Annotated in this window: 21 protein-coding genes; all 21 read left to right on the top strand. The window is 59.7% G+C overall.

Annotated features, from left to right (window positions below; genetic code table 11):
- Positions 1-171 precede the first annotated feature (171 nt).
- The 21 genes from AB4O41_RS26940 (at position 172) to nuoN (ending at position 24,130) form a co-directional block, all read left to right on the top strand.
- Positions 172-618: an NUDIX hydrolase gene (locus AB4O41_RS26940; RefSeq protein ID WP_460145359.1), complete on the top strand. Its 447-nt coding sequence runs from the start codon at positions 172-174 to the stop codon at positions 616-618.
- Between the two features lie 59 nt (positions 619-677).
- Entirely contained in the window at positions 678-1,811 is a 1,134-nt protein-coding gene (gene mnmA / locus AB4O41_RS26935; protein WP_460145358.1) for a tRNA 2-thiouridine(34) synthase MnmA, read from the top strand.
- Complete coding sequence (hflD, locus tag AB4O41_RS26930) at positions 1,808-2,431, top strand: high frequency lysogenization protein HflD (protein ID WP_048396927.1); 624 nt, start codon at positions 1,808-1,810, stop codon at positions 2,429-2,431. Before mnmA ends, hflD begins: the two co-directional genes overlap by 4 nt.
- Positions 2,432-2,558: 127 nt before the next feature.
- Positions 2,559-3,929, top strand: coding sequence for an adenylosuccinate lyase (gene purB / locus AB4O41_RS26925; protein WP_460145357.1), 1,371 nt, complete (start codon positions 2,559-2,561; stop codon positions 3,927-3,929).
- An 85-nt stretch (positions 3,930-4,014) separates the two neighbouring features.
- Positions 4,015-5,184, top strand: coding sequence for a ribosomal protein uL16 3-hydroxylase (locus AB4O41_RS26920; RefSeq protein ID WP_460145356.1), 1,170 nt, complete (start codon positions 4,015-4,017; stop codon positions 5,182-5,184).
- A complete protein-coding gene (locus tag AB4O41_RS26915) occupies positions 5,177-5,602 on the top strand; it encodes a GNAT family N-acetyltransferase (RefSeq protein ID WP_007905044.1) in 426 nt (141 codons plus the stop codon). The genes AB4O41_RS26920 and AB4O41_RS26915 overlap by 8 nt, the downstream gene beginning before the upstream one ends.
- A 235-nt stretch (positions 5,603-5,837) precedes the next feature.
- Positions 5,838-6,599, top strand: coding sequence for a secretin N-terminal domain-containing protein (locus tag AB4O41_RS26910; RefSeq protein WP_460145355.1), 762 nt, complete (start codon positions 5,838-5,840; stop codon positions 6,597-6,599).
- Between the two features lie 510 nt (positions 6,600-7,109).
- Positions 7,110-8,435, top strand: a complete 1,326-nt coding sequence (gene aceA / locus AB4O41_RS26905) for an isocitrate lyase (protein ID WP_007905048.1) — start codon at positions 7,110-7,112, stop codon at positions 8,433-8,435.
- A 756-nt stretch (positions 8,436-9,191) separates the two neighbouring features.
- Positions 9,192-9,605, top strand: coding sequence for an NADH-quinone oxidoreductase subunit A (locus AB4O41_RS26900; protein ID WP_007905050.1), 414 nt, complete (start codon positions 9,192-9,194; stop codon positions 9,603-9,605).
- Positions 9,606-9,615: 10 nt separating this feature from the next.
- Complete coding sequence (locus AB4O41_RS26895) at positions 9,616-10,290, top strand: NuoB/complex I 20 kDa subunit family protein (RefSeq protein WP_008014893.1); 675 nt, start codon at positions 9,616-9,618, stop codon at positions 10,288-10,290.
- A gap of 72 nt (positions 10,291-10,362) precedes the next feature.
- The gene (gene nuoC, locus AB4O41_RS26890; protein WP_123722022.1) at positions 10,363-12,147 is read left to right on the top strand and encodes an NADH-quinone oxidoreductase subunit C/D; all 1,785 of its coding nucleotides are present in this window, start codon (positions 10,363-10,365) and stop codon (positions 12,145-12,147) included.
- A 2-nt stretch (positions 12,148-12,149) separates the two neighbouring features.
- Entirely contained in the window at positions 12,150-12,647 is a 498-nt protein-coding gene (gene nuoE / locus AB4O41_RS26885; protein ID WP_030130919.1) for an NADH-quinone oxidoreductase subunit NuoE, read from the top strand.
- Positions 12,644-13,999, top strand: a complete 1,356-nt coding sequence (gene nuoF / locus AB4O41_RS26880) for an NADH-quinone oxidoreductase subunit NuoF (RefSeq protein WP_253544864.1) — start codon at positions 12,644-12,646, stop codon at positions 13,997-13,999. The genes nuoE and nuoF overlap by 4 nt, the downstream gene beginning before the upstream one ends.
- Before the next feature lie 137 nt (positions 14,000-14,136).
- Entirely contained in the window at positions 14,137-16,851 is a 2,715-nt protein-coding gene (gene nuoG / locus AB4O41_RS26875; RefSeq protein ID WP_460145354.1) for an NADH-quinone oxidoreductase subunit NuoG, read from the top strand.
- Complete coding sequence (nuoH, locus tag AB4O41_RS26870; protein ID WP_052967022.1) at positions 16,848-17,855, top strand: NADH-quinone oxidoreductase subunit NuoH; 1,008 nt, start codon at positions 16,848-16,850, stop codon at positions 17,853-17,855. The genes nuoG and nuoH overlap by 4 nt, the downstream gene beginning before the upstream one ends.
- A gap of 12 nt (positions 17,856-17,867) precedes the next feature.
- Entirely contained in the window at positions 17,868-18,413 is a 546-nt protein-coding gene (gene nuoI, locus AB4O41_RS26865; RefSeq protein WP_198044941.1) for an NADH-quinone oxidoreductase subunit NuoI, read from the top strand.
- A 9-nt stretch (positions 18,414-18,422) separates the two neighbouring features.
- A complete protein-coding gene (gene nuoJ, locus AB4O41_RS26860; protein ID WP_105343952.1) occupies positions 18,423-18,926 on the top strand; it encodes an NADH-quinone oxidoreductase subunit J in 504 nt (167 codons plus the stop codon).
- Between the two features lie 2 nt (positions 18,927-18,928).
- Positions 18,929-19,237 (top strand): NADH-quinone oxidoreductase subunit NuoK, encoded by a 309-nt coding sequence (nuoK, locus tag AB4O41_RS26855; RefSeq protein ID WP_007946416.1) that lies wholly within the window; start codon positions 18,929-18,931, stop codon positions 19,235-19,237.
- A complete protein-coding gene (gene nuoL / locus AB4O41_RS26850; RefSeq protein WP_460145353.1) occupies positions 19,234-21,087 on the top strand; it encodes an NADH-quinone oxidoreductase subunit L in 1,854 nt (617 codons plus the stop codon). The genes nuoK and nuoL overlap by 4 nt, the downstream gene beginning before the upstream one ends.
- Positions 21,088-21,126: 39 nt before the next feature.
- Positions 21,127-22,659, top strand: coding sequence for an NADH-quinone oxidoreductase subunit M (gene nuoM / locus AB4O41_RS26845; RefSeq protein WP_367374934.1), 1,533 nt, complete (start codon positions 21,127-21,129; stop codon positions 22,657-22,659).
- 7 nt (positions 22,660-22,666) lie between these two features.
- Positions 22,667-24,130 carry an NADH-quinone oxidoreductase subunit NuoN gene (gene nuoN, locus AB4O41_RS26840; RefSeq protein ID WP_008014910.1) on the top strand — a complete coding sequence of 488 codons (1,464 nt, stop codon included), beginning with the start codon at positions 22,667-22,669 and terminating at the stop codon, positions 24,128-24,130.
- The last annotated feature ends 145 nt before the right edge of the window (positions 24,131-24,275 follow it).

Below are 24,275 nucleotides of genomic sequence, written 5' to 3'. Positions count from 1 at the left end.
TGTTTCTGGCGTTTACACACCTCCAATGTGAACACTGGACCAATGTGGGAGCGGGCTTGCTCGCGAATGCGGTTTATCATTCAACATTCATGCTGGCTGATCCACCGCTTTCGCGAGCAAGCCCGCTCCCACATTGATCGTTGTTCCAACATAGAAAACCGAGGAAGCTTCATGAATTGGCTACCCCACATCACCGTCGCCACCATCGTCGAAGACAATGGTCGCTTCCTGATGGTCGAAGAACTCAAGCACGGACAAATGGTGCTCAACCAACCGGCCGGCCATCTGGACCCGGACGAATCCCTGATCGAAGCCGCCGTGCGTGAAACCCTTGAGGAAACCGGCTGGGACGTCGAGCCGACAGGTGTGGTGGGCATTTACCTCTACACTGCCCCGAGCAACGGCGTGACCTACCAGCGGGTCTGTTTCACCGCAAAACCGCTCAAACACCACCCGGACTATCAGCTGGACGACGGTATCGTCGGCGCAAAATGGCTGACGCGTGACGAACTGCTGCAACAGCGCGCAAACTGGCGCAGTGAGCTGATCATCCGCTGTATCGATGATTATCTGGACGGCAAACACTTCAGCCTTGAGCTGATCCGCCCTTCTCTTTAGCCTTGCAGGCTTGAGCCTGCTAGAATCGCGTCCTTTTTCAAGACACTCATTGAATCCCTATGCGTGATCCAGCCCCTTCTGACACAAAAAAGAAGCGCGTCATTGTCGGCATGTCCGGCGGCGTGGACTCTTCCGTTTCCGCTCTCCTGCTGATCGAGCAGGGTTATGAGGTGGAAGGCCTGTTTATGAAGAACTGGGAAGAAGACGATGGAACGGAATACTGCACCGCCATGGATGACCTGGCGGACGCTCAGGCCGTGTGCGACAAGATTGGCATCAAGCTGCACACCGCCAACTTCGCCGCCGAGTACTGGGACAACGTGTTCGAGCATTTCCTGGCCGAATACAAGGCCGGTCGCACGCCGAACCCGGACATCCTCTGCAACCGCGAAATCAAGTTCAAGGCGTTCCTCGACTACGCCATGATGCTCGGCGCCGACCTGATCGCCACCGGCCACTACGTGCGCCGCCGCGACATCGATGGTCGCACCGAGCTGCTCAAGGGCCTGGACCCGAACAAGGATCAGAGCTACTTCCTGCACGCCGTCGGCGGCGAACAGATCGCCAAGACTCTGTTCCCGGTCGGCGAGCTGGAAAAACCCGAAGTGCGCGCGATTGCCGAGAAACACGACCTGGCCACCGCGAAGAAAAAGGATTCCACCGGGATCTGCTTTATCGGCGAACGCCGCTTCAGCGACTTCCTCAAGCAATACCTGCCGGCCCAGCCAGGCGAGATCAAGACCACCGAAGGCGAAGTCATCGGCCGTCACCACGGCTTGATGTATCACACCATTGGCCAGCGTCAGGGCCTGGGCATCGGCGGCCTGAAAGACGCCGGTGACGAGCCGTGGTACGTGCTGATCAAGGATCTGGAACACAACGAGCTGATCGTTGGCCAAGGCAATGATCACCCTTATCTGTTCTCCCGCGCCCTGCTCGCCTCGGACATCTATTGGGTCAACCCGATCGATTTGACCGAGCCGCGCAAGCTGACCGCCAAAGTGCGTTATCGCCAGAGCGACCAGCCTTGCACGCTGGAAAAGACCGCCAGCGGCTACCGCGCGACCTTCGATGACCCGCAACGCGCGGTCACCCCAGGCCAATCCGTGGTGTTCTACGACGGCGAAATCTGCCTCGGCGGCGGCGTGATCGAAGTGGCCGAACCCTGGACCAGCAAGGGTCAGCGTTCATGAGCCCGACTCAGGAGCAACTGACGGCCCTGGGCGGCGTGTTTCTCGCCGCCGTACTGGTCGACAAGATCGCCAAGAGCGGCCAGACCAACGAAGCCGGCCTGACTTGCATGCTCGGCAGCCTGTTGATTCGCGACCCCAAGGACACGCTGGAAGTCTATGGCGGTGACGACATCAATCTGCGTGAAGGTTACCGCGCATTGATCGGCGCCCTGGAGCGCGACCCCAGCACCCTTCAGCGCGAACCGCTGCGCTATGCCCTGTCAATGCTGGGGCTGGAGCGTCAATTGGCCAAGCGCGAAGACATGCTGGAAGTGATCGGCAAGCGTTTGCCACAGATCCAGTCCCAGGTCGAACACTTCGGCCCGGCTCATGAAAACGTAATCGCCGCCTGCGGTGCGCTGTATCAGGACACCCTGAGCACCCTGCGCCAACGGATTCAGGTGCATGGCGACATGCGCAACCTGCAGCAACCGAGCAATGCCTCGAAGATTCGCGCGCTGTTGCTGGCCGGGATCCGTTCGGCACGCCTGTGGCGGCAGTTGGGCGGTCATCGCTGGCAGTTGGTGATCAGCCGGCGCAAGCTGCTTAAAGAGCTTTACCCGCTGATGCGCAGCAGCTGAACCGCGCCCGCAATACTGCTTTGTAGTCAGTAACGCGTAATACGCCGGTCAGTTGGCAACGGACCGGCGGATTTTTTCATGTATGATACGCGCCCCATTTCGTTGCCCGACTGTCCGAGAACACCCCATGCAGCTCTCTTCGCTCACTGCGGTTTCCCCTGTTGACGGCCGCTACGCCGGCAAAACCCAGGCCCTGCGCCCGATTTTCAGCGAATACGGTCTGATCCGTGCTCGCGTCCTGGTTGAAGTGCGCTGGCTCCAGCGCCTGGCCGCTCACCCTGCCATCAGCGAAGTGCCGGCGTTCTCCGCCGAAGCCAACGCTGTGTTGAACACCCTGGCGGAAAACTTCTCTCTGGAGCACGCCGAGCGTGTTAAAGAGATCGAGCGCACCACCAACCACGACGTCAAAGCCATCGAATACCTGCTCAAAGAGCAAGCGGCCAAGCTGCCAGAACTGGCTGCCGTCAGCGAATTCATCCACTTTGCCTGCACCAGCGAGGACATCAACAACCTGTCCCACGCCCTGATGCTGCGCGAAGGCCGTGATGACGTGATGCTGCCGCTGATGCGCCAGACTGCCGAAGCCATCCGCGAGCTGGCCATCCGTTTCGCTGACGTGCCGATGCTGTCGCGTACCCACGGTCAACCGGCCTCGCCGACCACCCTGGGCAAAGAGTTGGCGAACGTGGTTTACCGTCTGGAGCGTCAAATCGCTCAGGTCGCTGCCGTTCCGCTGCTGGGCAAGATCAACGGCGCTGTCGGCAACTACAACGCTCACCTGTCGGCCTACCCTGAGATCGACTGGGAAGAGAACGCCCGCGCCTTCATCGAAGACGAGCTGGGCCTGGGCTTCAACCCGTACACCACGCAGATCGAACCGCACGACTACATCGCCGAGCTGTTCGACGCGATCGCGCGCTTCAACACCATCCTGATCGACTTCGACCGCGACATCTGGGGCTACATCTCCCTGGGTTATTTCAAGCAGCGCACCATCGCTGGCGAAATCGGTTCGTCGACCATGCCGCACAAGGTCAACCCGATCGACTTCGAAAACTCCGAAGGCAACCTGGGTATCGCCAACGCACTGTTCCAGCACTTGGCGAGCAAGCTGCCGATCTCCCGCTGGCAGCGCGACCTGACCGACTCCACCGTGCTGCGCAACCTCGGTGTCGGCTTCGCCCATAGCGTGATCGCGTACGAAGCCAGCCTCAAAGGCATCAGCAAGCTTGAGCTCAACCAGCAGAAGATTGCCGCTGACCTGGACGCGTGCTGGGAAGTGTTGGCCGAGCCGATCCAGACGGTAATGCGTCGCTACAACATCGAAAACCCGTACGAAAAACTGAAAGAGTTGACCCGTGGCAAGGGCATTAGCCCTGAAGCACTGCAAACTTTCATCGACGGTTTGGACATGCCAGCGGCTGCCAAGGCCGAGCTGAAATTGCTCACCCCGGCGAACTACATCGGTAACGCTGTAGCGCAAGCCAAACGCATCTGATCGACCGCTTTACCCTTTTGAGACGCCCGGCAGCGCCGGGCGTTTTTATTCCCGTCTGAAAAGTGCTTTTTTCAATAGGTTACACATGAATCCTGATATTCCTCTTCAACTTCTGGGTGGCATCACGGCGCGCGAATTCCTGCGTGACTACTGGCAGAAAAAACCGCTGCTGATCCGCCAGGCGATCCCTGATTTCGAAAGCCCGATCGATCCCGACGAACTGGCCGGACTGGCGCTGGAAGAAGAAGTTGAATCGCGCCTGGTGATCGAGCACGGCGAGCGCCCATGGGAATTGCGCCGCGGCCCGTTCGCTGAAGACGAGTTCAGCAAACTGCCGGAAACCGAGTGGACATTGCTGGTTCAAGCAGTCGACCAGTTCGTGCCAGAAGTCAGCGAACTGCTGGAGAACTTCCGCTTCCTGCCGAGCTGGCGCGTCGACGACGTGATGATCAGCTTTGCCGCCCCGGGTGGCAGCGTCGGTCCGCATTTCGATAACTACGATGTGTTCCTGCTGCAAGGTTACGGCAAGCGCAACTGGAAGATCGGCCAGATGTGCGACTCCGAGAGCAAGCTGCTGCCACACGCGGACCTGCGCATCCTCGCCGACTTCGAAGCCACCGATGAGTGGGTTCTGGAGCCGGGCGACATGCTCTACCTGCCGCCGCGCCTGGCCCATTGCGGCGTTGCGGTGGATGACTGCATGACCTACTCGGTCGGCTTCCGCGCCCCGAGCGCCTCTGAAGTGCTGACTCACTTCACCGATTTCCTCAGCCAGTTCCTGACCGATGAAGAGCGCTACACCGATGCTGACGCCCTGCCAGCGGTCGATCCACACCAGATTCAGCACGACGCCCTTGATCGCCTGAAAGCTTTGCTGGCCGAGCACATGAGCGACGAGCGCCTGCTGCTGACCTGGTTTGGCCAGTTCATGACCGAGCCGCGCTACCCAGAACTGGTGGTTGGCCCGGAAGAAATCGAAGAAGACGACCTGCTCGCCAGCCTCGAGCAAGGCGCGATCCTGATCCGCAACCCGAGCGCGCGCATGGCCTGGTCTGAAGTCGATGACGATCTTCTGTTGTTCGCCAGCGGCCAGAGCCGTTACCTGCCGGGCAAACTGCGCGAGTTGCTGAAAATGATCTGCGCCGCCGACGCACTGCATGTCGACAACCTTGGCCAATGGCTGAGCGATGAAGACGGCCGCGGCCTGCTGTGCGAGCTGATCAAGCAAGGAAGCCTGGGATTTGCCGATGAATAAAATTCACGTACGTGTCGCAGACTGGCAAAAGGACAACGCCGAGATCCGGCGCATTCGTGAGACGGTGTTCATCGCCGAGCAATCCGTTCCGCCTGAACTGGAATGGGATGCTGATGACGCAACGGCAGTCCACTTTCTGGCCTTTGAAGGCGACTTCCCGATCGGCACCGCCCGCCTGCTGCCCGATGGTCACATCGGCCGGGTGTCGGTGCTGAAGGATTGGCGCGGCTTGAAAGTCGGCGATGCGCTGATGCAAGCGGTGATCGGTGAAGCCGAGGAACGCGGACTGAAGCAGCAGATGCTCAGCGCGCAAGTGCAGGCCACTGCGTTCTATGAGCGTTTGGGTTTCAGCATGGTCAGTGAGGAATTCCTGGAAGCCGGGATTCCGCATGTGGACATGGTGCGGCATTCGGCTTAATACCCTGCAACAGATCGTTCCCACGCTCCGCGTGGGAATGCCTCTCGGGACGCTCTGCGTCCCCTCGCGGCAGTGACGCGGAGCGTCACAGGCTGCATTCCCACGCGGAGCGTGGGAACGATCACGCCCCGCCATCCTTGGATGCCGGGGCGTTTTGCTGTCTACGATTCAACTTGCCCCACCGCGGGCCGACAAACTGGCAATATCAAGACTTTGAAGGCCGGAGATAACGGATATGTCCCTACGCACCCTGCTCACCACGCTGCTGCTGACCTGCAGTTTTTCGGTCATAGCCGCCACCGAGATCGTGCCACTGAACTACCGCACCAGTGCCGACATGCTGCCGATGGCCCAGGATTTCATTGGCAAGGACGGCCAGGTCAGCGCTTACGGCAACCAACTGATCGTTAATGCCGATCAGCGCAAGATCGACGAACTTAAAGCCTTGATCACGCAACTCGATGTGGCTGCCAAACGTCTGCTGATTACTGTCGACACCAACGAAAACAACTTCCAGGGCGATCAGGGTTACTCGGTAAATGGCGCCAAACCGAGCCAGACCCGCATTATCAATCGCAGCACCGACAGCCGTGACGGCGGGATTCAGCAGGTTCAGGCCAGCGAAGGCACACCGGCACTGATCCAGGTCGGCCAGAGTGTCCCGCTGACCAGCACACAGACTGATTCCTACGGCGACCTGCGCAGCCAGACCGAATACCGCAACGTCACCCAGGGTTTCTACGTCACCGCCAGCGTCACCGGCGACATCGTTCATCTGGCGATCAGTACCAATCGTGACCGAATGAGCCAGGAACGTCCCGATGTAGTGAATGTGCAAAGTACCGACACAATTGTCACGGGACGCCTGGGTGAATGGATCACCCTGGCCGGCGTAAATCGCCAGACTCAGGCCGACAAACAGGGCCTTACCCGCAGCTACTCGACTCAGGGCCGGGATGACATGACTCTGCGGGTGAAAGTCGATACGTTGGACTAAAGCACCAAAAACTGACTGATTAGTCGTATTAGACCAAAGATGTAGTGCTTGAAAAAAAGCACTACAAAACGTTTGACGAGCCAAAAAAGCAAAGGCATGATGGCCTCGCTCCCGCTAATCAGAGGCCCTGGCAAGGGCTTTCGAGTTGCTGTTCGCACCTACCCCGCGAGCCGATTCGTGTCTGTACCGCCCACAAGGTGTGTTTGACGAGGTTGCCGACTGGAACGAAGTTGTCCCGAGGGACGGAAGCGTAATTAGGTAACCCGGCTCCACACTGAAGTTCGCACCAAGGCCCACGACGCCCGAATGCGCTCGCCAGTTCGCCCTTACCTGCTCACTTCCCCTCGAGCCCATCGTTCATCCCGTCGCCATCCCCGCCGAACCCGACTTGACCGCCTAAGCTTCTGGTCAGCGAGCAGCCTTTTACGCCCCTTTGAATTGCGTACTTGGCACGCAGGATTTGTCCACCCAGAACCACTTTCGATTAAAGACGCGACGAGGTTTATCCCCATGGCACTGACACGCGAACAGCAAATTGCAGCCCTCGAAAAAGATTGGGCTGAAAACCCGCGCTGGAAAGGCGTGACACGCAATTACTCCGCTGCTGACGTCGTCCGCCTGCGTGGCTCGGTTCAACCTGAGCACACCTTTGCAAAAATGGGCGCCGACAAGCTTTGGAACCTGGTAACCCAGGGTGCCAAGCCGTCCTTCCGTCCTGAGAAAGATTTCGTCAACTGCATGGGCGCCCTGACCGGCGGCCAGGCTGTGCAACAAGTCAAGGCCGGTATCCAGGCGATCTACCTGTCGGGCTGGCAAGTGGCGGCGGACAACAACTCCGCCGAATCGATGTACCCGGATCAGTCGCTGTACCCGGTGGATTCGGTTCCGACCGTGGTCAAGCGCATCAACAACTCGTTCCGTCGTGCTGACCAGATCCAGTGGAAAGCCGGCAAGAACCCGGGCGACGAAGGTTACATCGACTACTTCGCACCGATCGTGGCTGACGCTGAAGCCGGTTTCGGCGGCGTACTGAACGCTTACGAACTGATGAAGAGCATGATCGAAGCAGGCGCTGCCGGCGTTCACTTCGAAGACCAATTGGCTTCCGTTAAAAAATGCGGCCACATGGGCGGCAAGGTACTGGTTCCTACCCAGGAAGCCGTACAGAAGCTGACCGCTGCTCGTCTGGCAGCTGACGTTGCCGGTACTCCGACCATCATTCTGGCCCGTACCGACGCTAACGCAGCTGACCTGCTGACATCCGACTGCGACCCGTACGACCAGCCATTCGTGACTGGCGAACGCACCCAGGAAGGTTTCTACAAAGTGCGCGCCGGTCTCGACCAGGCCATCGCTCGCGGCCTGGCCTACGCACCGTTCGCCGACCTGATCTGGTGCGAAACCGCCAAGCCGGATCTGGACGAGGCTCGTCGCTTCGCTGAAGCGATCAAAAAGGAATACCCGGACCAACTGCTGTCGTACAACTGCTCGCCTTCCTTCAACTGGAAGAAAAACCTGGACGACGCGACCATCGCCAAGTTCCAGCGCGAACTGTCCGCCATGGGTTACAAGCACCAGTTCATCACCCTGGCCGGCATTCACAACATGTGGCACAGCATGTTCAACCTGGCGCACGACTACGCCCGCAACGACATGACTGCCTACGTGAAGCTGCAAGAGCAAGAGTTCGCTGACGCCGCCAAGGGTTACACCTTCGTGGCTCACCAGCAGGAAGTGGGCACCGGCTACTTCGACGACATGACCACCGTGATTCAAGGTGGCACGTCCTCGGTGACCGCGCTGACTGGTTCGACCGAAGAAGAACAGTTCCACTGATCTGCTTCGCTTAAGCAAACGGCCCTTGCGGACCGAATAAAAAGCTAACCGCAAAGCCGCTCATCTGACGCCCCGACTGGTTCGGGGCGTTTTTTTTGCGCACGATTTACCAGCCACCACAAAAACCCTGTGGGGCTTGCTCGCGAAAGCGGTGTGTCATTCAACATTGATGTTGGCTGAACCGACGCCTTCGCGAGCAAGCCCCGCTCCCACATGGATTTACGCTTAACTGAATGACATTAGGGCTTGCCCGCGATGGCGGCCTGTCGGTCAACATCTGCAGCGTCTGACACACCGCCATCGCGGGCAAGCCCGGCTCCCACAGGGAACGCGTCAACCCACAAAATTTTGCGAAACACATTGATCCAGAGCAGTTTCACGGTCCGGAAAATCAGGTAAAACGACCACGCTCGCTACTTGCAGTAACGCGCATATAAGACAACTTCCCAGCCACTCACCCGTTAAACAGTTTGAAAACTGCGACAAATAATATTGATTATCATTTAGCGTCAAGTATGTTCGTTACATTCCCTACAAAACATATTTGACAAAACCCCCGCTAATGCCCGAGCGGCATGGGCTACAGGGCTTTGGAGGCGCGCTATGTCCTTATTCTTGTAAATAATTTCGCTATCTGAATTTTACTTGCTCGGTGTTTAGCCATAAAATCACCGCGATTGATTGCTGCGACATATCGTCACTGCTTTGTTTCTTTTCAAGCTCAGAGACCTTTGCTCTCTGTTAAGGATTACCAGCATGCCCGAAGCGACCGGACTCATGGCCCACAACTGGGGCTTTGCCATTTTCCTTCTGGGTGTCGGCGGCCTTTGCGCCTTCATGCTCGGCGTCTCCAGCCTCCTCGGGTCAAAAGCCTGGGGCCGCAGCAAAAACGAACCGTTCGAGTCCGGCATGCTACCTACAGGTGGCGCCCGCTTGCGGCTCTCAGCCAAATTCTATCTGGTCGCGATGCTGTTCGTGATCTTCGATATCGAAGCCCTTTTTCTCTTTGCCTGGTCTGTGTCCGTCCGCGAAAGCGGCTGGACCGGATTCGTCGAAGCTCTCGTTTTCATAGCAATTCTGTTGGCAGGTCTTGTCTACCTATTCCGAGTGGGCGCCCTTGACTGGGCTCCGGAAGCTCGTCGTAAGCGGCAAGCGAAGCTGAAACAATGAGGCTTTGGCAATGCAATACAATCTCACCAGGATCGACCCCGATGCTCCTAACGAGCAGTATCCGATTGGCAAACGGGAAACCGTTTCCGATCCGTTAGAAGATCAAGTCCACAAAAACATTTTCATGGGCAAGCTCGAAGACGTGCTCAACGGCACGATCAACTGGGGGCGCAAGAACTCCCTGTGGCCGTATAACTTCGGTCTTTCATGCTGCTACGTGGAAATGACCACCGCCTTCACGGCGCCCCACGACATCGCGCGCTTTGGCGCCGAGGTTATCCGGGCATCGCCGCGTCAGGCGGATTTCATGGTTATCGCCGGTACCTGCTTCATCAAGATGGCGCCGATCATTCAGCGTCTCTACGAGCAAATGCTCGAGCCTAAATGGGTCATCTCCATGGGTTCGTGCGCCAACTCCGGTGGCATGTACGACATCTACTCCGTCGTTCAAGGGGTGGACAAGTTCCTGCCCGTGGACGTCTACGTGCCTGGCTGCCCGCCCCGCCCTGAAGCTTTTCTGCAAGGCTTGATGCTCTTGCAAGAGTCGATTGGCCAGGAGCGTCGCCCACTTTCCTGGGTCGTTGGCGATCAAGGCGTTTACCGCGCCGAGATGCCTTCGCAAAAGGAACAGCGCCGCGAACAGCGTATTCAGGTAACCAACCTGCGCAGCCCCGACGAAGTCTGATCCAGATCTGTTCTTACAAAGAAACGAGAAACTGGCTTCATTCTTTACGTTGACCGAAAGCGATAAATAACCATGACTACAGGCAGTGCTCTGTACATCCCGCCTTATAAGGCAGACGACCAGGATGTGGTCGTCGAACTGAACAATCGTTTTGGCCCGGAGGCGTTCACCGCCCAGCCAACCCGCACCGGCATGCCGGTGCTTTGGGTTGCCCGCGCCAAACTCGTCGAAGTCCTGACCTTCCTGCGCAACCTGCCCAAGCCGTACGTCATGCTCTATGACCTGCACGGCGTGGACGAGCGTCTGCGCACCAAGCGTCAAGGGCTGCCAAGCGGCGCCGACTTCACTGTGTTCTATCACTTGATGTCGATCGAACGTAATAGTGACGTAATGATCAAGGTCGCCTTGTCCGAGAGCGACCTCAGCGTGCCGACCGTTACCGGTCTCTGGCCGAACGCCAACTGGTACGAGCGTGAAGTGTGGGACATGTACGGCATCAACTTTGCCGGTCACCCGCACCTGACCCGCATCATGATGCCGCCGACCTGGGAAGGTCACCCGCTACGCAAGGACTTCCCGGCCCGTGCCACCGAGTTCGACCCGTTCAGCCTGACCCTGGCCAAGCAACAGCTTGAGGAAGAAGCCGCGCGCTTCAAGCCTGAAGACTGGGGTATGAAGCGTTCCGGGCCGAACGAGGACTACATGTTCCTCAACCTGGGCCCGAACCACCCTTCGGCGCACGGTGCATTCCGTATCATTCTGCAGCTGGACGGTGAAGAGATCGTCGACTGCGTGCCGGACGTCGGTTACCACCACCGTGGTGCCGAGAAGATGGCCGAGCGTCAGTCCTGGCACAGCTTCATCCCGTACACCGACCGTATCGACTACCTCGGCGGCGTGATGAACAACCTGCCGTACGTGCTCTCGGTCGAGAAGCTGGCCGGCATCAAGGTGCCCGAGAAGGTCGACGTCATCCGCATCATGATGGCCGAGTTCTTCCGGATCACCAGCCACCTGCTGTTCCTGGGGACGTACATCCAGGACGTCGGCGCCATGACCCCGGTGTTCTTCACCTTCACCGACCGCCAGAAGGCGTACACGGTGATCGAAGCCATCACCGGTTTCCGTCTGCACCCGGCCTGGTACCGCATCGGTGGCGTCGCTCACGACCTGCCGCGCGGCTGGGAAAAACTGGTCAAGGATTTCGTCGAGTGGATGCCCAAGCGTCTGGACGAATACCAGAAAGCCGCACTGGACAACAGCATCCTGCGTGGCCGGACCATCGGCGTCGCCGCCTACAACACCAAAGAAGCCCTGGAATGGGGCGTCACTGGTGCCGGCCTGCGTTCGACCGGTTGCGATTTCGACCTGCGCAAGGCTCGCCCTTACTCCGGCTACGAGAACTTCGAATTCGAAATCCCGCTGGCGGCCAATGGCGATGCCTACGACCGTTGCATCGTTCGCGTCGAAGAAATGCGCCAGAGCCTCAAGATCATCGAGCAGTGCATGCGCAACATGCCGGAAGGCCCGTACAAGGCGGATCACCCGCTGACCACGCCGCCACCCAAAGAGCGCACGCTGCAACACATCGAGACCCTGATCACGCACTTCCTGCAAGTTTCGTGGGGCCCGGTCATGCCGGCCAACGAATCCTTCCAGATGATCGAAGCGACCAAGGGCATCAACAGTTATTACCTGACGAGCGATGGCGGCACCATGAGCTACCGCACCCGGATTCGTACCCCAAGCTTCCCGCACCTGCAGCAGATCCCTTCGGTGATCAAAGGCAGCATGGTCGCGGACTTGATCGCGTACCTGGGTAGTATCGATTTCGTTATGGCCGACGTGGACCGCTAAGCATGAACAGCCCGCTTATCCAGACAGACCGTTTCGCCCTGAGCGAAACCGAGCGCTCGGCCATCGAGCATGAGCTGCATCACTACGAAGACCCGCGTGCGGCGTCGATCGAAGCCCTGAAGATCGTCCAGAAGGAACGTGGCTGGGTGCCTGACGGCGCGCTCTACGCCATCGGCGAAATCCTCGGCATCCCGGCCAGCGACGTTGAAGGGGTGGCAACGTTCTACAGCCAGATCTTCCGTCAGCCCGTGGGCCGTCACATCATTCGCGTCTGCGACAGCATGGTCTGCTACATCGGCGGCCACGAGTCAGTGGTCAGCGAAATCCAGAGCAAGCTGGGTATCGGCCTGGGTCAGACCACCGTCGACGGTCGTTTCACCCTGCTGCCCGTCTGCTGCCTCGGCAACTGTGACAAGGCCCCGGCACTGATGATCGACGACGACACGTTCGGTGATGTGCAGCCTGCCGGCGTTGCCAAATTGCTCGAGGGCTACGTATGACCCTGACTTCCTTCGGTCCAGCCAACCGCATCAAGCGTGTCGCTGAGACTCACCCGCTCACCTGGCGTCTTCGCGACGACGGCGAAGCCGTATGGCTCGACGAGTACCAGGCCAAGAACGGTTACGCCGCTGCGCGCAAGGCCTTCGCCGACATGGCCCAGGACGACATCGTCCAGACCGTGAAAGACTCCGGCCTCAAGGGCCGCGGCGGTGCAGGCTTCCCTACGGGCGTGAAGTGGGGCCTGATGCCCAAGGACGAATCCATCAATATCCGCTACCTGCTGTGCAACGCGGATGAGATGGAGCCGAACACCTGGAAAGACCGCATGCTGATGGAGCAACTGCCCCATCTGCTGATCGAAGGCATGCTGATCAGTGCTCGCGCGCTGAAAACCTATCGTGGCTACATCTTCCTGCGTGGCGAATACACCACCGCCGCCAAGCACCTCAACCGTGCCGTGGAAGAAGCCAAGGCAGCGGGCCTGCTGGGTAAAAACATCCTGGGTTCGGGTTTTGATTTCGAGCTCTTCGTGCATACCGGCGCCGGGCGTTACATCTGCGGTGAAGAAACCGCACTGATCAACTCCCTCGAAGGCCGCCGCGCCAACCCGCGCTCCAAGCCGCCCTTCCCTGCCGCCGTCGGCGTTTGGGGCAAGCCGACTTGCGTGAACAACGTTGAAACCCTGTGCAACGTACCGGCGATCATTGCCGACGGTGTGGACTGGTACAAATCGTTGGCCCGCGAAGGCAGCGAAGACATGGGCACCAAGCTCATGGGCTTCTCCGGCAAGGTCAAGAACCCTGGTCTGTGGGAATTGCCGTTCGGCGTCACCGGCCGCGAGCTGTTCGAAGACTACGCTGGCGGCATGCGCGACGGTTACAAGCTCAAGTGCTGGCAGCCAGGCGGCGCCGGTACCGGTTTCCTGTTGCCGGAACACCTGGACGCACAAATGTATGCCGGCGGCATCGCCAAAGTGGGCACCCGTATGGGTACCGGCCTGGCCATGGCGGTGGACGACAGCGTCAACATGGTGTCGTTGCTGCGCAACATGGAAGAGTTCTTCTCCCGCGAATCCTGTGGCTTCTGCACCCCATGCCGTGACGGTCTGCCGTGGAGCGTCAAGCTGCTGCGCGCGATCGAGAACGGTGAAGGGCAAGCTGGCGATATCGAGACCCTGCTGGGTCTGGTCGGTTTCCTCGGCCCGGGCAAGACCTTCTGTGCACACGCACCGGGTGCCGTGGAGCCGTTGGGCAGCGCCATCAAATACTTCCGTCCAGAGTTCGAAGCCGGCATCGCGCCTACCAGCGCCGTCGTCCCGCCTCTGGCAAAGCCGATCGTAGTCGGCGCGTAAACGCTTAAAAAGGCGAAGGGTCCGTGCCCTTCGCCTTTTCGTCCGATGACGCCTTTCGAGGCTGTTTGGATTCGGACGGATAACAAGATTCCATTAGCCACGCCCGCTGACACCGGGCCAACGAAGAACTTTGAACCATGGCCACTATCCACGTAGACGGCAAAGAGCTCGAAGTCGATGGGGCAGACAACCTGTTACAGGCGTGTCTGTCGCTAGGCCTCGATATCCCTTATTTCTGCTGGCACCCAGCCCTTGGCAGCGTTGGCGCTTGCCGCCAGTGCGCGGTCAAGCAGTACACCGACGAGAACGACAAGCGTGGTCGGATCGTCATGTCCTGCATGACCCCCGCCACCGACGGCAGCTGGATCTCCATCGACGACGAAGAAGCGAAAGTGTTTCGCGCCAGCGTCGTTGAATGGTTGATGACCAACCACCCTCACGACTGCCCGGTCTGTGAGGAAGGCGGTCACTGCCACCTGCAAGACATGACCGTGATGACCGGCCACAACGAGCGCCGCTATCGCTTCACCAAGCGTACTCACCAGAACCAGCAACTGGGGCCGTTCATTTCCCACGAAATGAACCGCTGCATCGCTTGCTATCGCTGCGTGCGCTTCTATAAAGACTATGCCGGCGGCACTGACCTCGGCGTGTTCGGCGCCCACGACAACGTGTACTTCGGTCGCGTTGAAGACGGCACCCTCGAAAGCGAGTTCTCCGGCAACCTCACCGAGGTCTGCCCGACCGGTGTGTTCACCGACAAGACTCACTCCGAGCGCTACAACCGTAAGTGGGACATGCAGTTCTCGCCGAGCATCTGCCATGGCTGCTCCAGCGGTTGCAACATTTCCCCGGGCGAGCGTTACGGCGAACTGCGTCGCATCGAAAACCGTTTCAACGGTTCGGTGAACCAGTACTTCCTGTGCGACCGTGGCCGTTTCGGCTATGGCTACGTCAACCGCGAAGACCGCCCGCGTCAGCCACTGCTGGCCAACGGCGCCAAGCTGGGCCTCGACGAAGCACTGGATAAAGCCGCTGAGCTGCTGCGCGGTCGTAACATCGTCGGTATCGGTTCGCCACGCGCCAGCCTCGAAAGCAACTACGCGTTACTGGAACTGGTCGGCGCCGAGCACTTCTACTCCGGTATCGAAGCCGCTGAACTTGAGCGCATTCGTCTGGTTGTGCAGGTGCTCAAAGACAGCCCGCTGCCGATCCCGAACATGCGCGACATCGAAGATCACGATGCGATTTTCGTCCTCGGCGAAGACCTCACCCAGACTGCTGCGCGCATGGCCCTGGCCCTGCGTCAATCGGTCAAGGGCAAGGCCGAAGACATGGCCGACGCCATGCGCGTTCAGCCATGGCTCGATGCCGCGGTGAAGAACATCGGTCAGAACGCACTGAACCCGCTGTTCATCGCCAGCCTGGCTGAAACCAAGCTCGACGACGTGGCTGAAGAATGCGTCCACGCAGCTCCTGACGACCTGGCCCGCATCGGTTTCGCCGTGGCTCACGCCCTCGACGCCAGCGCGCCGGCCGTTGAAGGCCTGGACACTGAAGCCCTCGAACTGGCTCAGCGCATCGCCAACGCCCTGCTCGCTGCCAAGCGCCCATTGATCATTGCCGGTACCTCACTGGGTTCCAAGGCGTTGATCGAAGCCGCGGCGAACATCGCCAAAGCCCTGAAGCTGCGCGAGAAGAACGGTTCCATCAGCCTGATCGTACCAGAGGCCAACAGCCTCGGCCTGGCCATGCTCGGTGGCGAATCGGTTGACGCCGCGCTGCAAGCGGTGATCGACGGTAAGGCCGACGCCATCGTGGTGCTGGAAAACGATCTGTACACCCGTACCGACAAAGCCCTTGTCGATGCAGCCCTGAACGCCGCGAAAGTGGTGATCGTGGCGGACCATCAGAAGACCGCCACCAGCGATCGCGCACACCTGGTTCTGCCAGCTGCCAGCTTCGCTGAAGGCGACGGTACGCTGGTCAGCCAGGAAGGCCGCGCCCAGCGTTTCTTCCAGGTCTTCGATCCGACTTACCTCGACGCAAACATTCTGGTTCATGAAGGCTGGCGCTGGCTGCATGCCCTGCGTTCGACCCTGCTGAACCAGCCGATCGACTGGACCCAACTGGACCACGTCACCGCTGCCGTTGCCGCGAGCAAACCGCAACTGGCGCGCATCGTCGATGCCGCACCGTCCGCCGCGTTCCGCATCAAAGGCCTGAAACTGGCTCGCGAACCGCTGCGTTATAGCGGCCGGACCGCCATGCGCGCCGACATCAGCGTGCATGAACCGCGTACTTCCCAGGACAACGACACTGCGTTCTCGTTCTCCATGGAAGGTTACTCGGGCTCGGTCGAACCGCGTCAGCAAGTACCATTCGCCTGGTCTCCGGGCTGGAACTCGCCGCAAGCCTGGAACAAGTTCCAGGACGAAGTCGGTGGTCACATCCGCGCTGGCGACCCGGGCACTCGCCTGATCGAAAGCACCGGTGATTCGCTGAACTGGTTCGCCAGTGTTCCGCGCGCGTTCAACCCGGATCCGGGCACTTGGCAGGTCGTGCCGTTCTTCCACCTGTTTGGCAGCGAAGAGAACTCTTCCAAAGCCGCGCCGGTTCAAGAACGCATTCCAGCCCCTTACCTGTCGCTGGCCAAGTCCGAAGCAGATCGCCTGGGCGTCAATGACGGTGCCCTGCTGAGCCTGAACGTGGCCGGCCAGACTCTGCGTCTGCCGCTGCGCATCAACGAAGAGCTGGGTGCCGGCCTGGTCGCATTGCCGGCCGGTATTGCCGGTATTCCGCCTGCGATCTTTGGCAAATCCGTTGACGGTCTGCAGGAGGCAGCTCTATGACCTGGTTCACGCCTGAAGTGATCGACGTAATCATCGCGGTCCTCAAGGCCATCGTGATTCTGCTCGCCGTGGTGGTGTGCGGCGCGCTGCTGAGCTGGGTCGAGCGTCGTCTGCTCGCCCTCTGGCAGGACCGTTACGGTCCGAACCGCGTCGGCCCGTTCGGCGCGTTCCAAATCGCGGCCGACATGATCAAGATGTTCTTCAAGGAAGACTGGACCCCGCCGTTCGCCGACAAAGTGATCTTCACGTTGGCACCGGTCGTGGCCATGAGCGCCTTGCTGATGGCCTTCGCGATCATCCCGATCACCCCGACCTGGGGCGTGGCGGATATCAACATCGGCATCCTGTTCTTCTTCGCCATGGCCGGTCTGTCGGTCTACGCGGTGCTGTTCGCCGGCTGGTCGAGTAACAACAAGTTCGCCCTGTTGGGCAGCTTGCGGGCCTCGGCACAAACCGTGTCGTACGAAGTGTTCATGGGCCTGTCGCTGATGGGCATCGTGATCCAGGTCGGCTCGTTCAACATGCGCGACATCGTTGAATACCAGGCGCAGAACCTGTGGTTCGTCATTCCGCAGATCTTCGGTTTCCTGACCTTCTTCATCGCTGGCGTCGCCGTGACTCACCGTCACCCATTCGACCAGCCGGAAGCGGAACAGGAACTGGCCGACGGTTACCACATTGAATACGCCGGCATGAAATGGGGCATGTTCTTCGTCGGTGAGTACATCGGCATCGTGTTGATTTCGGCGCTGCTGGTGACCTTGTTCTTCGGTGGCTGGCACGGTCCGTTCGGCATTCTGCCGCAGATCCCGTTCATCTGGTTCGCACTGAAAACCGCGTTCTTCATCATGTTCTTCATCCTGCTGCGCGCCTCGATTCCGCGCCCACGGTATGACCAAGTGATGGATTTCAGCTGGAAGTTCTGCCTGCCGCTGACCCTCGTCAACATGCTGGTGACCGCTGCGGTCGTGTTGCTCAACACGCCCGCCGTCGCGGCTCAGTGAGGATAGAGAATCATGAAGTACATTTTTGACATCGTGCATGGCTTCTTCACCCAGCTTCGCAGCCTGGTGATGATCTTCGGCCATGCCTTCCGCAAGCGCGACACGCTGCAGTACCCGGAAGAAGCCGTGTACCTGCCGCCGCGCTTCCGTGGACGTATCGTGCTGACCCGCGACCCCGACGGCGAAGAACGTTGTGTAGCCTGCAACCTGTGCGCCGTGGCGTGCCCGGTCGGTTGCATCTCGCTGCAGAAAGCTGAAACCGACGACGGTCGCTGGTACCCGGAGTTTTTCCGTATCAACTTCTCGCGCTGCATTTTCTGCGGCCTCTGCGAGGAAGCCTGCCCGACCACCGCGATCCAGCTGACACCGGATTTCGAGATGGCCGAGTTCAAACGTCAGGATCTGGTGTACGAGAAAGAAGATCTGTTGATCTCCGGCCCCGGCAAAAACCCTGATTACAACTTCTATCGTGTTGCAGGTATGGCGATTGCCGGTAAGCCAAAAGGCTCCGCGCAGAATGAAGCCCAGCCGATCAACGTGAAGAGCTTGCTGCCTTAAGGAAGAAAGATGGAATTCGCTTTCTATTTCGCATCGGGTATCGCTGTTGTGTCCACGCTTCGCGTGATCACCAACACCAACCCCGTGCACGCCCTGCTCTACCTGATCATTTCGCTGATCGCCGTGGCCATGACGTTCTTCGCCCTCGGTGCACCGTTTGCCGGTGTACTGGAAGTGATCGCCTACGCCGGCGCCATCATGGTGCTGTTCGTGTTCGTGGTGATGATGCTGAACCTGGGCCCCGCCTCGGTTCAGCAAGAGCGCGTCTGGCTCAAACCCGGCATCTGGCTGGGTCCGGTCGCACTCGGTGCCCTGCTGCTGGCTGAACTGCTGTATGTACTCTTCAGCCACTCCAGCGGCCAGGCCCTCGGCCACACCACCGTAGACGCCAAGGCCGTGGGCATCAGCCTGTTCGGTCCTTATCTGCTGGTGGTCGAACTCGCCTCGATGCTGCTGCTCGCCGCAGCCGTCACGGCGTTCCACTTGGGCCGCAACGAAGCCAAGGAGCAATGACGATGCCTGCTATCCCTATGGAGCATGGTCTGGCGGTTGCCGGCATCCTGTTCTGCCTCGGTCTGGTCGGCCTGATGGTCCGGCGCAACATTCTCTTCGTGCTGATGAGCCTGGAGGTCATGATGAATGCCTCCGCGTTGGCGTTCATCGTTGCCGGTAGTCGCTGGGCGCAGCCGGATGGACAGATCATGTTCATCCTGGTGATCAGCCTGGCAGCCGCCGAGGCCAGTATTGGCCTGGCGATTCTGTTGCAGCTGTATCGCCGCTTCCACACTCTCGATATCGACGCTGCCAGCGAGATGCGCGGATGAACCTTCTCTATCTGACTTTCGTATTTCCTCTCATAGGTTTCCTGCTGCTGGCGTTCTCACGCGGTCGCTGGTCGGAAAACCTTTCGGCGCTGATCGGCGTCGGCTCCATTGGCCTGTCGGCAATTGTCACTGCTTACATCATCTGGCAGTTCAACGTTGCACCACCTGAAGGCGGTCACTACACCCACGTGTTGTGGCAGTGGATGGCGGTAGAAGGCTTCACGCCGAACTTCGCGCTGTACCTGGATGGTCTGTCCCTGACCATGCTCGGTGTGGTGGTCGGCGTCGGCTTCCTGATCCACCTGTTCGCGTCCTGGTACATGCGCGGTGAAGCCGGTTATTCGCGCTTCTTCGCCTACACCAACCTGTTTATCGCCAGCATGCTGTTCCTGGTCCTGGCCGATAACCTGCTGTTCGTGTACTTCGGCTGGGAAGGCGTGGGCCTGTGCTCGTACCTGTTGATCGGTTTCTACTACAGCAACCGCAACAACGGTAACGCAGCACTCAAAGCCTTCATCGTGACCCGCGTCGGCGACGTGTTCATGGCCATCGGCCTGTTCATCCTGTTCCAACAGTTGGGCACGTTGAACATTCAGGAACTGCTGGTCAAGGCGCCTGAGCACTTCAAGGCCGGCGACTTCTGGATCGTTCTGGCGACCCTGATGCTGCTGGGCGGCGCTGTCGGTAAATCCGCGCAACTGCCGCTGCAAACCTGGCTTGCGGATGCGATGGCCGGCCCTACTCCGGTTTCGGCACTGATCCACGCCGCGACCATGGTGACCGCCGGTGTCTACCTGATTGCCCGTACTCACGGCTTGTTCGCCCTGGCTCCGGATATCCTGCACCTGGTAGGTGTTGTGGGTGGCGTGACGCTGGTGCTGGCAGGTTTTGCCGCACTGGTTCAGACCGACATCAAACGTATCCTCGCCTACTCGACCATGAGCCAGATCGGCTACATGTTCCTGGCCCTGGGCGTAGGTGCGTGGGACGGCGCGATCTTCCACCTGATGACCCACGCCTTCTTCAAGGCGCTGTTGTTCCTTGCATCCGGTGCTGTGATCGTTGCCTGCCACCACGAGCAGAACATCTTCAAGATGGGCGGCCTGTGGAAGAAACTGCCACTGGCCTACGCCAGCTTCATCGTCGGCGGCGCGGCCCTGTCGGCGTTGCCTCTGGTGACCGCGGGCTTCTACTCCAAGGATGAAATCCTCTGGGAAGCGTTCGCCAGCGGTAACCAGGGTCTGCTTTATGCAGGTCTGGTCGGCGCCTTCATGACCTCGCTGTACACCTTCCGCCTGATCTTCATCGCGTTCCACGGTGAAGCGAAGACCGAAGCGCATGCTGGTCACGGCATTGCTCACTGGCTGCCACTGTCGGTGCTGATCGTACTGTCGACGTTCGTCGGCGCAATGATCGTTCCGCCGCTGCACGGTGTACTGCCAGAAAGCGTCGGCCATGCCGGCGGCGAAGCCAAGCACAGTCTGGAAATCGCCTCCGGCGCCATCGCCCTGGCCGGTATCCTGCTGGCTGCGCTGCTGTTCCTCGGCAAGCGTCGCTTCGTCACCGCCATCGCCAACAGCGGCGTCGGCCGTTTCCTTTCGGCCTGGTGGTTCGCTGCCTGGGGCTTCGACTGGATCTACGACAAACTGTTCGTCAAGCCTTACCTTGCGATCAGCCATGTACTGCGCAAAGACCCGCTCGACCAGACCATCGGTCTGATCCCGCGTATGGCCAAAGGCGGTCACACCGCCCTGAGCCGCACCGAGACCGGTCAATTGCGTTGGTATGCCGCCTCGATGGCTGCTGGTGCCGTGCTGGTAATCGGCGCCGTCGTGCTGGTAGCGGTCTGATATGAACCTTGCGAACTTGCGAAAGGAAACGAGCCCGTCATGATTCTGCCTTGGCTAATCCTGATCCCCTTCATCGGCGGCCTGCTGTGCTGGATGGGTGAGCGCTTCGGCTCTACCCTCCCGCGCTGGATTGCGCTGTTGACCATGTCCCTGGAACTCGCTCTCGGCCTCTGGCTGTGGGCCCATGGCGACTATTCATTTGCTCCGGCGCCTGGCGCCGATCCGACCTGGGTGATTGAGTTCAAACACGTCTGGATCCAGCGTTTCGGCATCAACGTGCACCTGGCCCTCGACGGCCTGTCGCTGTTGATGATCCTGCTGACCGGCCTGCTGGGTGTCCTCTCGGTACTCTGCTCGTGGAAAGAGATCCAGCGTCACGTGGGCTTCTTCCACCTGAACCTGATGTGGATCCTGGGCGGTGTCGTCGGCGTGTTCCTCGCCCTCGACCTGTTCATGTTCTTCTTCTTTTGGGAAATGATGCTGGTGCCGATGTACTTCCTCATCGCGCTCTGGGGTCACAGTTCTTCGGACGGCAAGAAAACCCGGATCTACGCGGCGACCAAGTTCTTCATCTTCACTCAGGCTTCCGGCCTGATCATGTTGGTGGCGATCCTGGGGCTGGTACTGGTCAACTTCAACGACACCGGCGTGATTACCTTTAACTACGCCGATCTGTTGAAGACCAAGATGTCGATGACCACCGAGTACATCCTGATGCTCGGCTTCTTCATCGCCTTCGCGGTCAAGCTGCCAGTGGTGCCGTTCCACTCCTGGTTGCCTGACGCTCACGCCCAGGCACCGACCGCGGGTTCCGTGGACCTGGCCGGTATCTTGTTGAAGACTGCAGCGTATGGCCTGCTGCGTTTCGCCCTGCCGCTGTTCCCGAATGCCTCGGCCGAGTTCGCGCCGTTCGCGATGACCCTGGGTCTGATCGGGATCTTCTACGGTGCGTTCCTGGCCTTCGCGCAAACCGACATCAAGCGTCTGATCGCCTTCTCGTCCGTTTCCCACATGGGCTTCGTGCTGATCGGCATCTACTCCGGCAGCCAACTGGCGCTGCAGGGCGCAGTGATGCAGATGCTGGCGCACGGTCTGTCGGCCGCGGCACTCTTTATCCTCTCCGGTCAGCTGTACGAACGTACCCACACCCGCGATATGCGTGAGATGGGTGGCCTGTGGTCGAAGATTGCCTACCTGCCGGCTCTCAGCCTGTTCTTCGCCGCCGCGTCGCTGGGCTTGCCGGCGACCGGTAACTTTGTCGGTGAGTTCCTGATTCTGATCGGCACCTTTGCCAGCGCCCCATGGATCACTGTGATTGCGACGTCCGGCCTGGTGTTCGGTTCGGTCTACTCGCTGATCATGATCCACCGTGCCTACTTCGGCCCGTCGAAATCGGACGCGGTGTTGCATGGCATGGACGGTCGCGAACTGATCATGGTGGTTGGACTTGCGGCGCTGCTGATCTACATCGGCGTGTACCCGCAGCCGTTCCTCGATACCTCTGCCGCGACGATGCATGGCGTGCAGCAGTGGCTCGGCACCGCCTTCACTCAACTCGCTTCGGCCCGGTAAGAGCGCTATGGAATTCACGACTCAACACTTTATCGCGCTTGCGCCGTTGTTGATCACCAGCGCCACGATCATCGTGGTGATGCTGGCTATCGCATGGCGCCGCAACCACTCACAGACCTTCCTGCTGTCGGTGGCAGGTCTGAACCTGGCTTTGCTGTCGATCCTGCCAGCCCTGAAAGTCGCGCCGCTGGCCGTGACTCCACTGCTGCAGATCGACACCTTCGCTTGCTTGTACATGGCGCTGATCCTGGTCGCCACCCTCGCTTGTGTCACCCTCGCCCACGCCTACCTCGGCGATGGCGGTTCGGGTTACCCGGGCAACCGTGAAGAACTTTACCTGCTGATCCTGATGGCCGCCGCCGGTGGCCTGGTGTTGGTCAGCGCGCAGCACCTGGCCGGCTTGTTCGTCGGTCTGGAACTGCTCTCGGTACCGGTTTACGGTCTGGTGGCTTACGCCTTCTTCAACAAGCGCTCGCTGGAAGCCGGTATCAAGTACATGGTGCTGTCGGCCGCCGGTTCCGCGTTCCTGTTGTTCGGCATGGCCCTGCTCTACGCCGACGCTGGCAGCCTGAGCTTCAACGGCATCGGTCAGGCCCTGGCGGCCACCGGCCTGCCAAGTTCTCTGGCTCAACTGGGCCTGGGCATGATGCTGATCGGCCTGGCGTTCAAGTTGTCGCTGGTTCCGTTCCACCTCTGGACCCCGGACGTTTACGAAGGTGCTCCGGCACCGGTGGCAGCGTTCCTGGCCACCGCGTCGAAAGTCGCTGTGTTCGCGGTGATGGTGCGTCTGTTCCAGATCTCGCCAGCGGCGAGCAGCGGTGTGCTGAGCGACGTGTTGACCATCATCGCCATCGCGTCGATCCTGTTCGGTAACCTGCTGGCACTGACCCAAAGCAACCTCAAGCGTCTGCTGGGTTACTCGTCCATCGCCCACTTCGGCTACCTGCTGATCGCCCTGGTGGCGAGCAAAGGCCTGGCCGTGGAAGCCATCGGCGTGTACCTGGTCACTTATGTGATCACCAGCCTCGGCGCGTTCGGTGTAATCACCCTGATGTCCTCGCCATACAACGGCCGTGACGCGGATGCCCTGTACGAATACCGCGGCCTGTTCTGGCGCCGCCCGTACCTGACCGCCGTGCTGACCGTGATGATGCTGTCGCTGGCCGGTATCCCGCTGACCGCGGGCTTCATCGGCAAGTTCTACATCATCGCTACCGGTGTCGAATCGCACCAATGGTGGCTGGTCGGCTCCCTGGTACTGGGCAGCGCCATTGGCGTCTTCTACTACCTGCGTGTGATGGTCACCCTGTACCTGATGGAACCGAACCTGCGTCGCCACGATGCCCAGCTGCACTGGGAACAACGTGCAGGCGGTGTGATGCTGCTGGCGATTGCCGTACTGGCATTCTTCCTCGGCCTGTATCCACAGCCGCTGCTGAACCTGGTTCAGCAATCGGGGTTGGCGGGTTGATCGCTTAAGCGACACTCGGTAGTAAACAGAAACGGCACCTTCGGGTGCCGTTTTTGCGTTTGTGGGATTTGTTACTGCTGCCCTGCTCTTTTGAAGCCAGCCACACCCACATGACGAAATTGTAATTCCCCCATCACCTTGGCGT

It is taken from the genome of Pseudomonas sp. S2_A02 (assembly GCF_054668495.1).
This window is presented reverse-complemented; position numbering and strand designations above follow the sequence as displayed.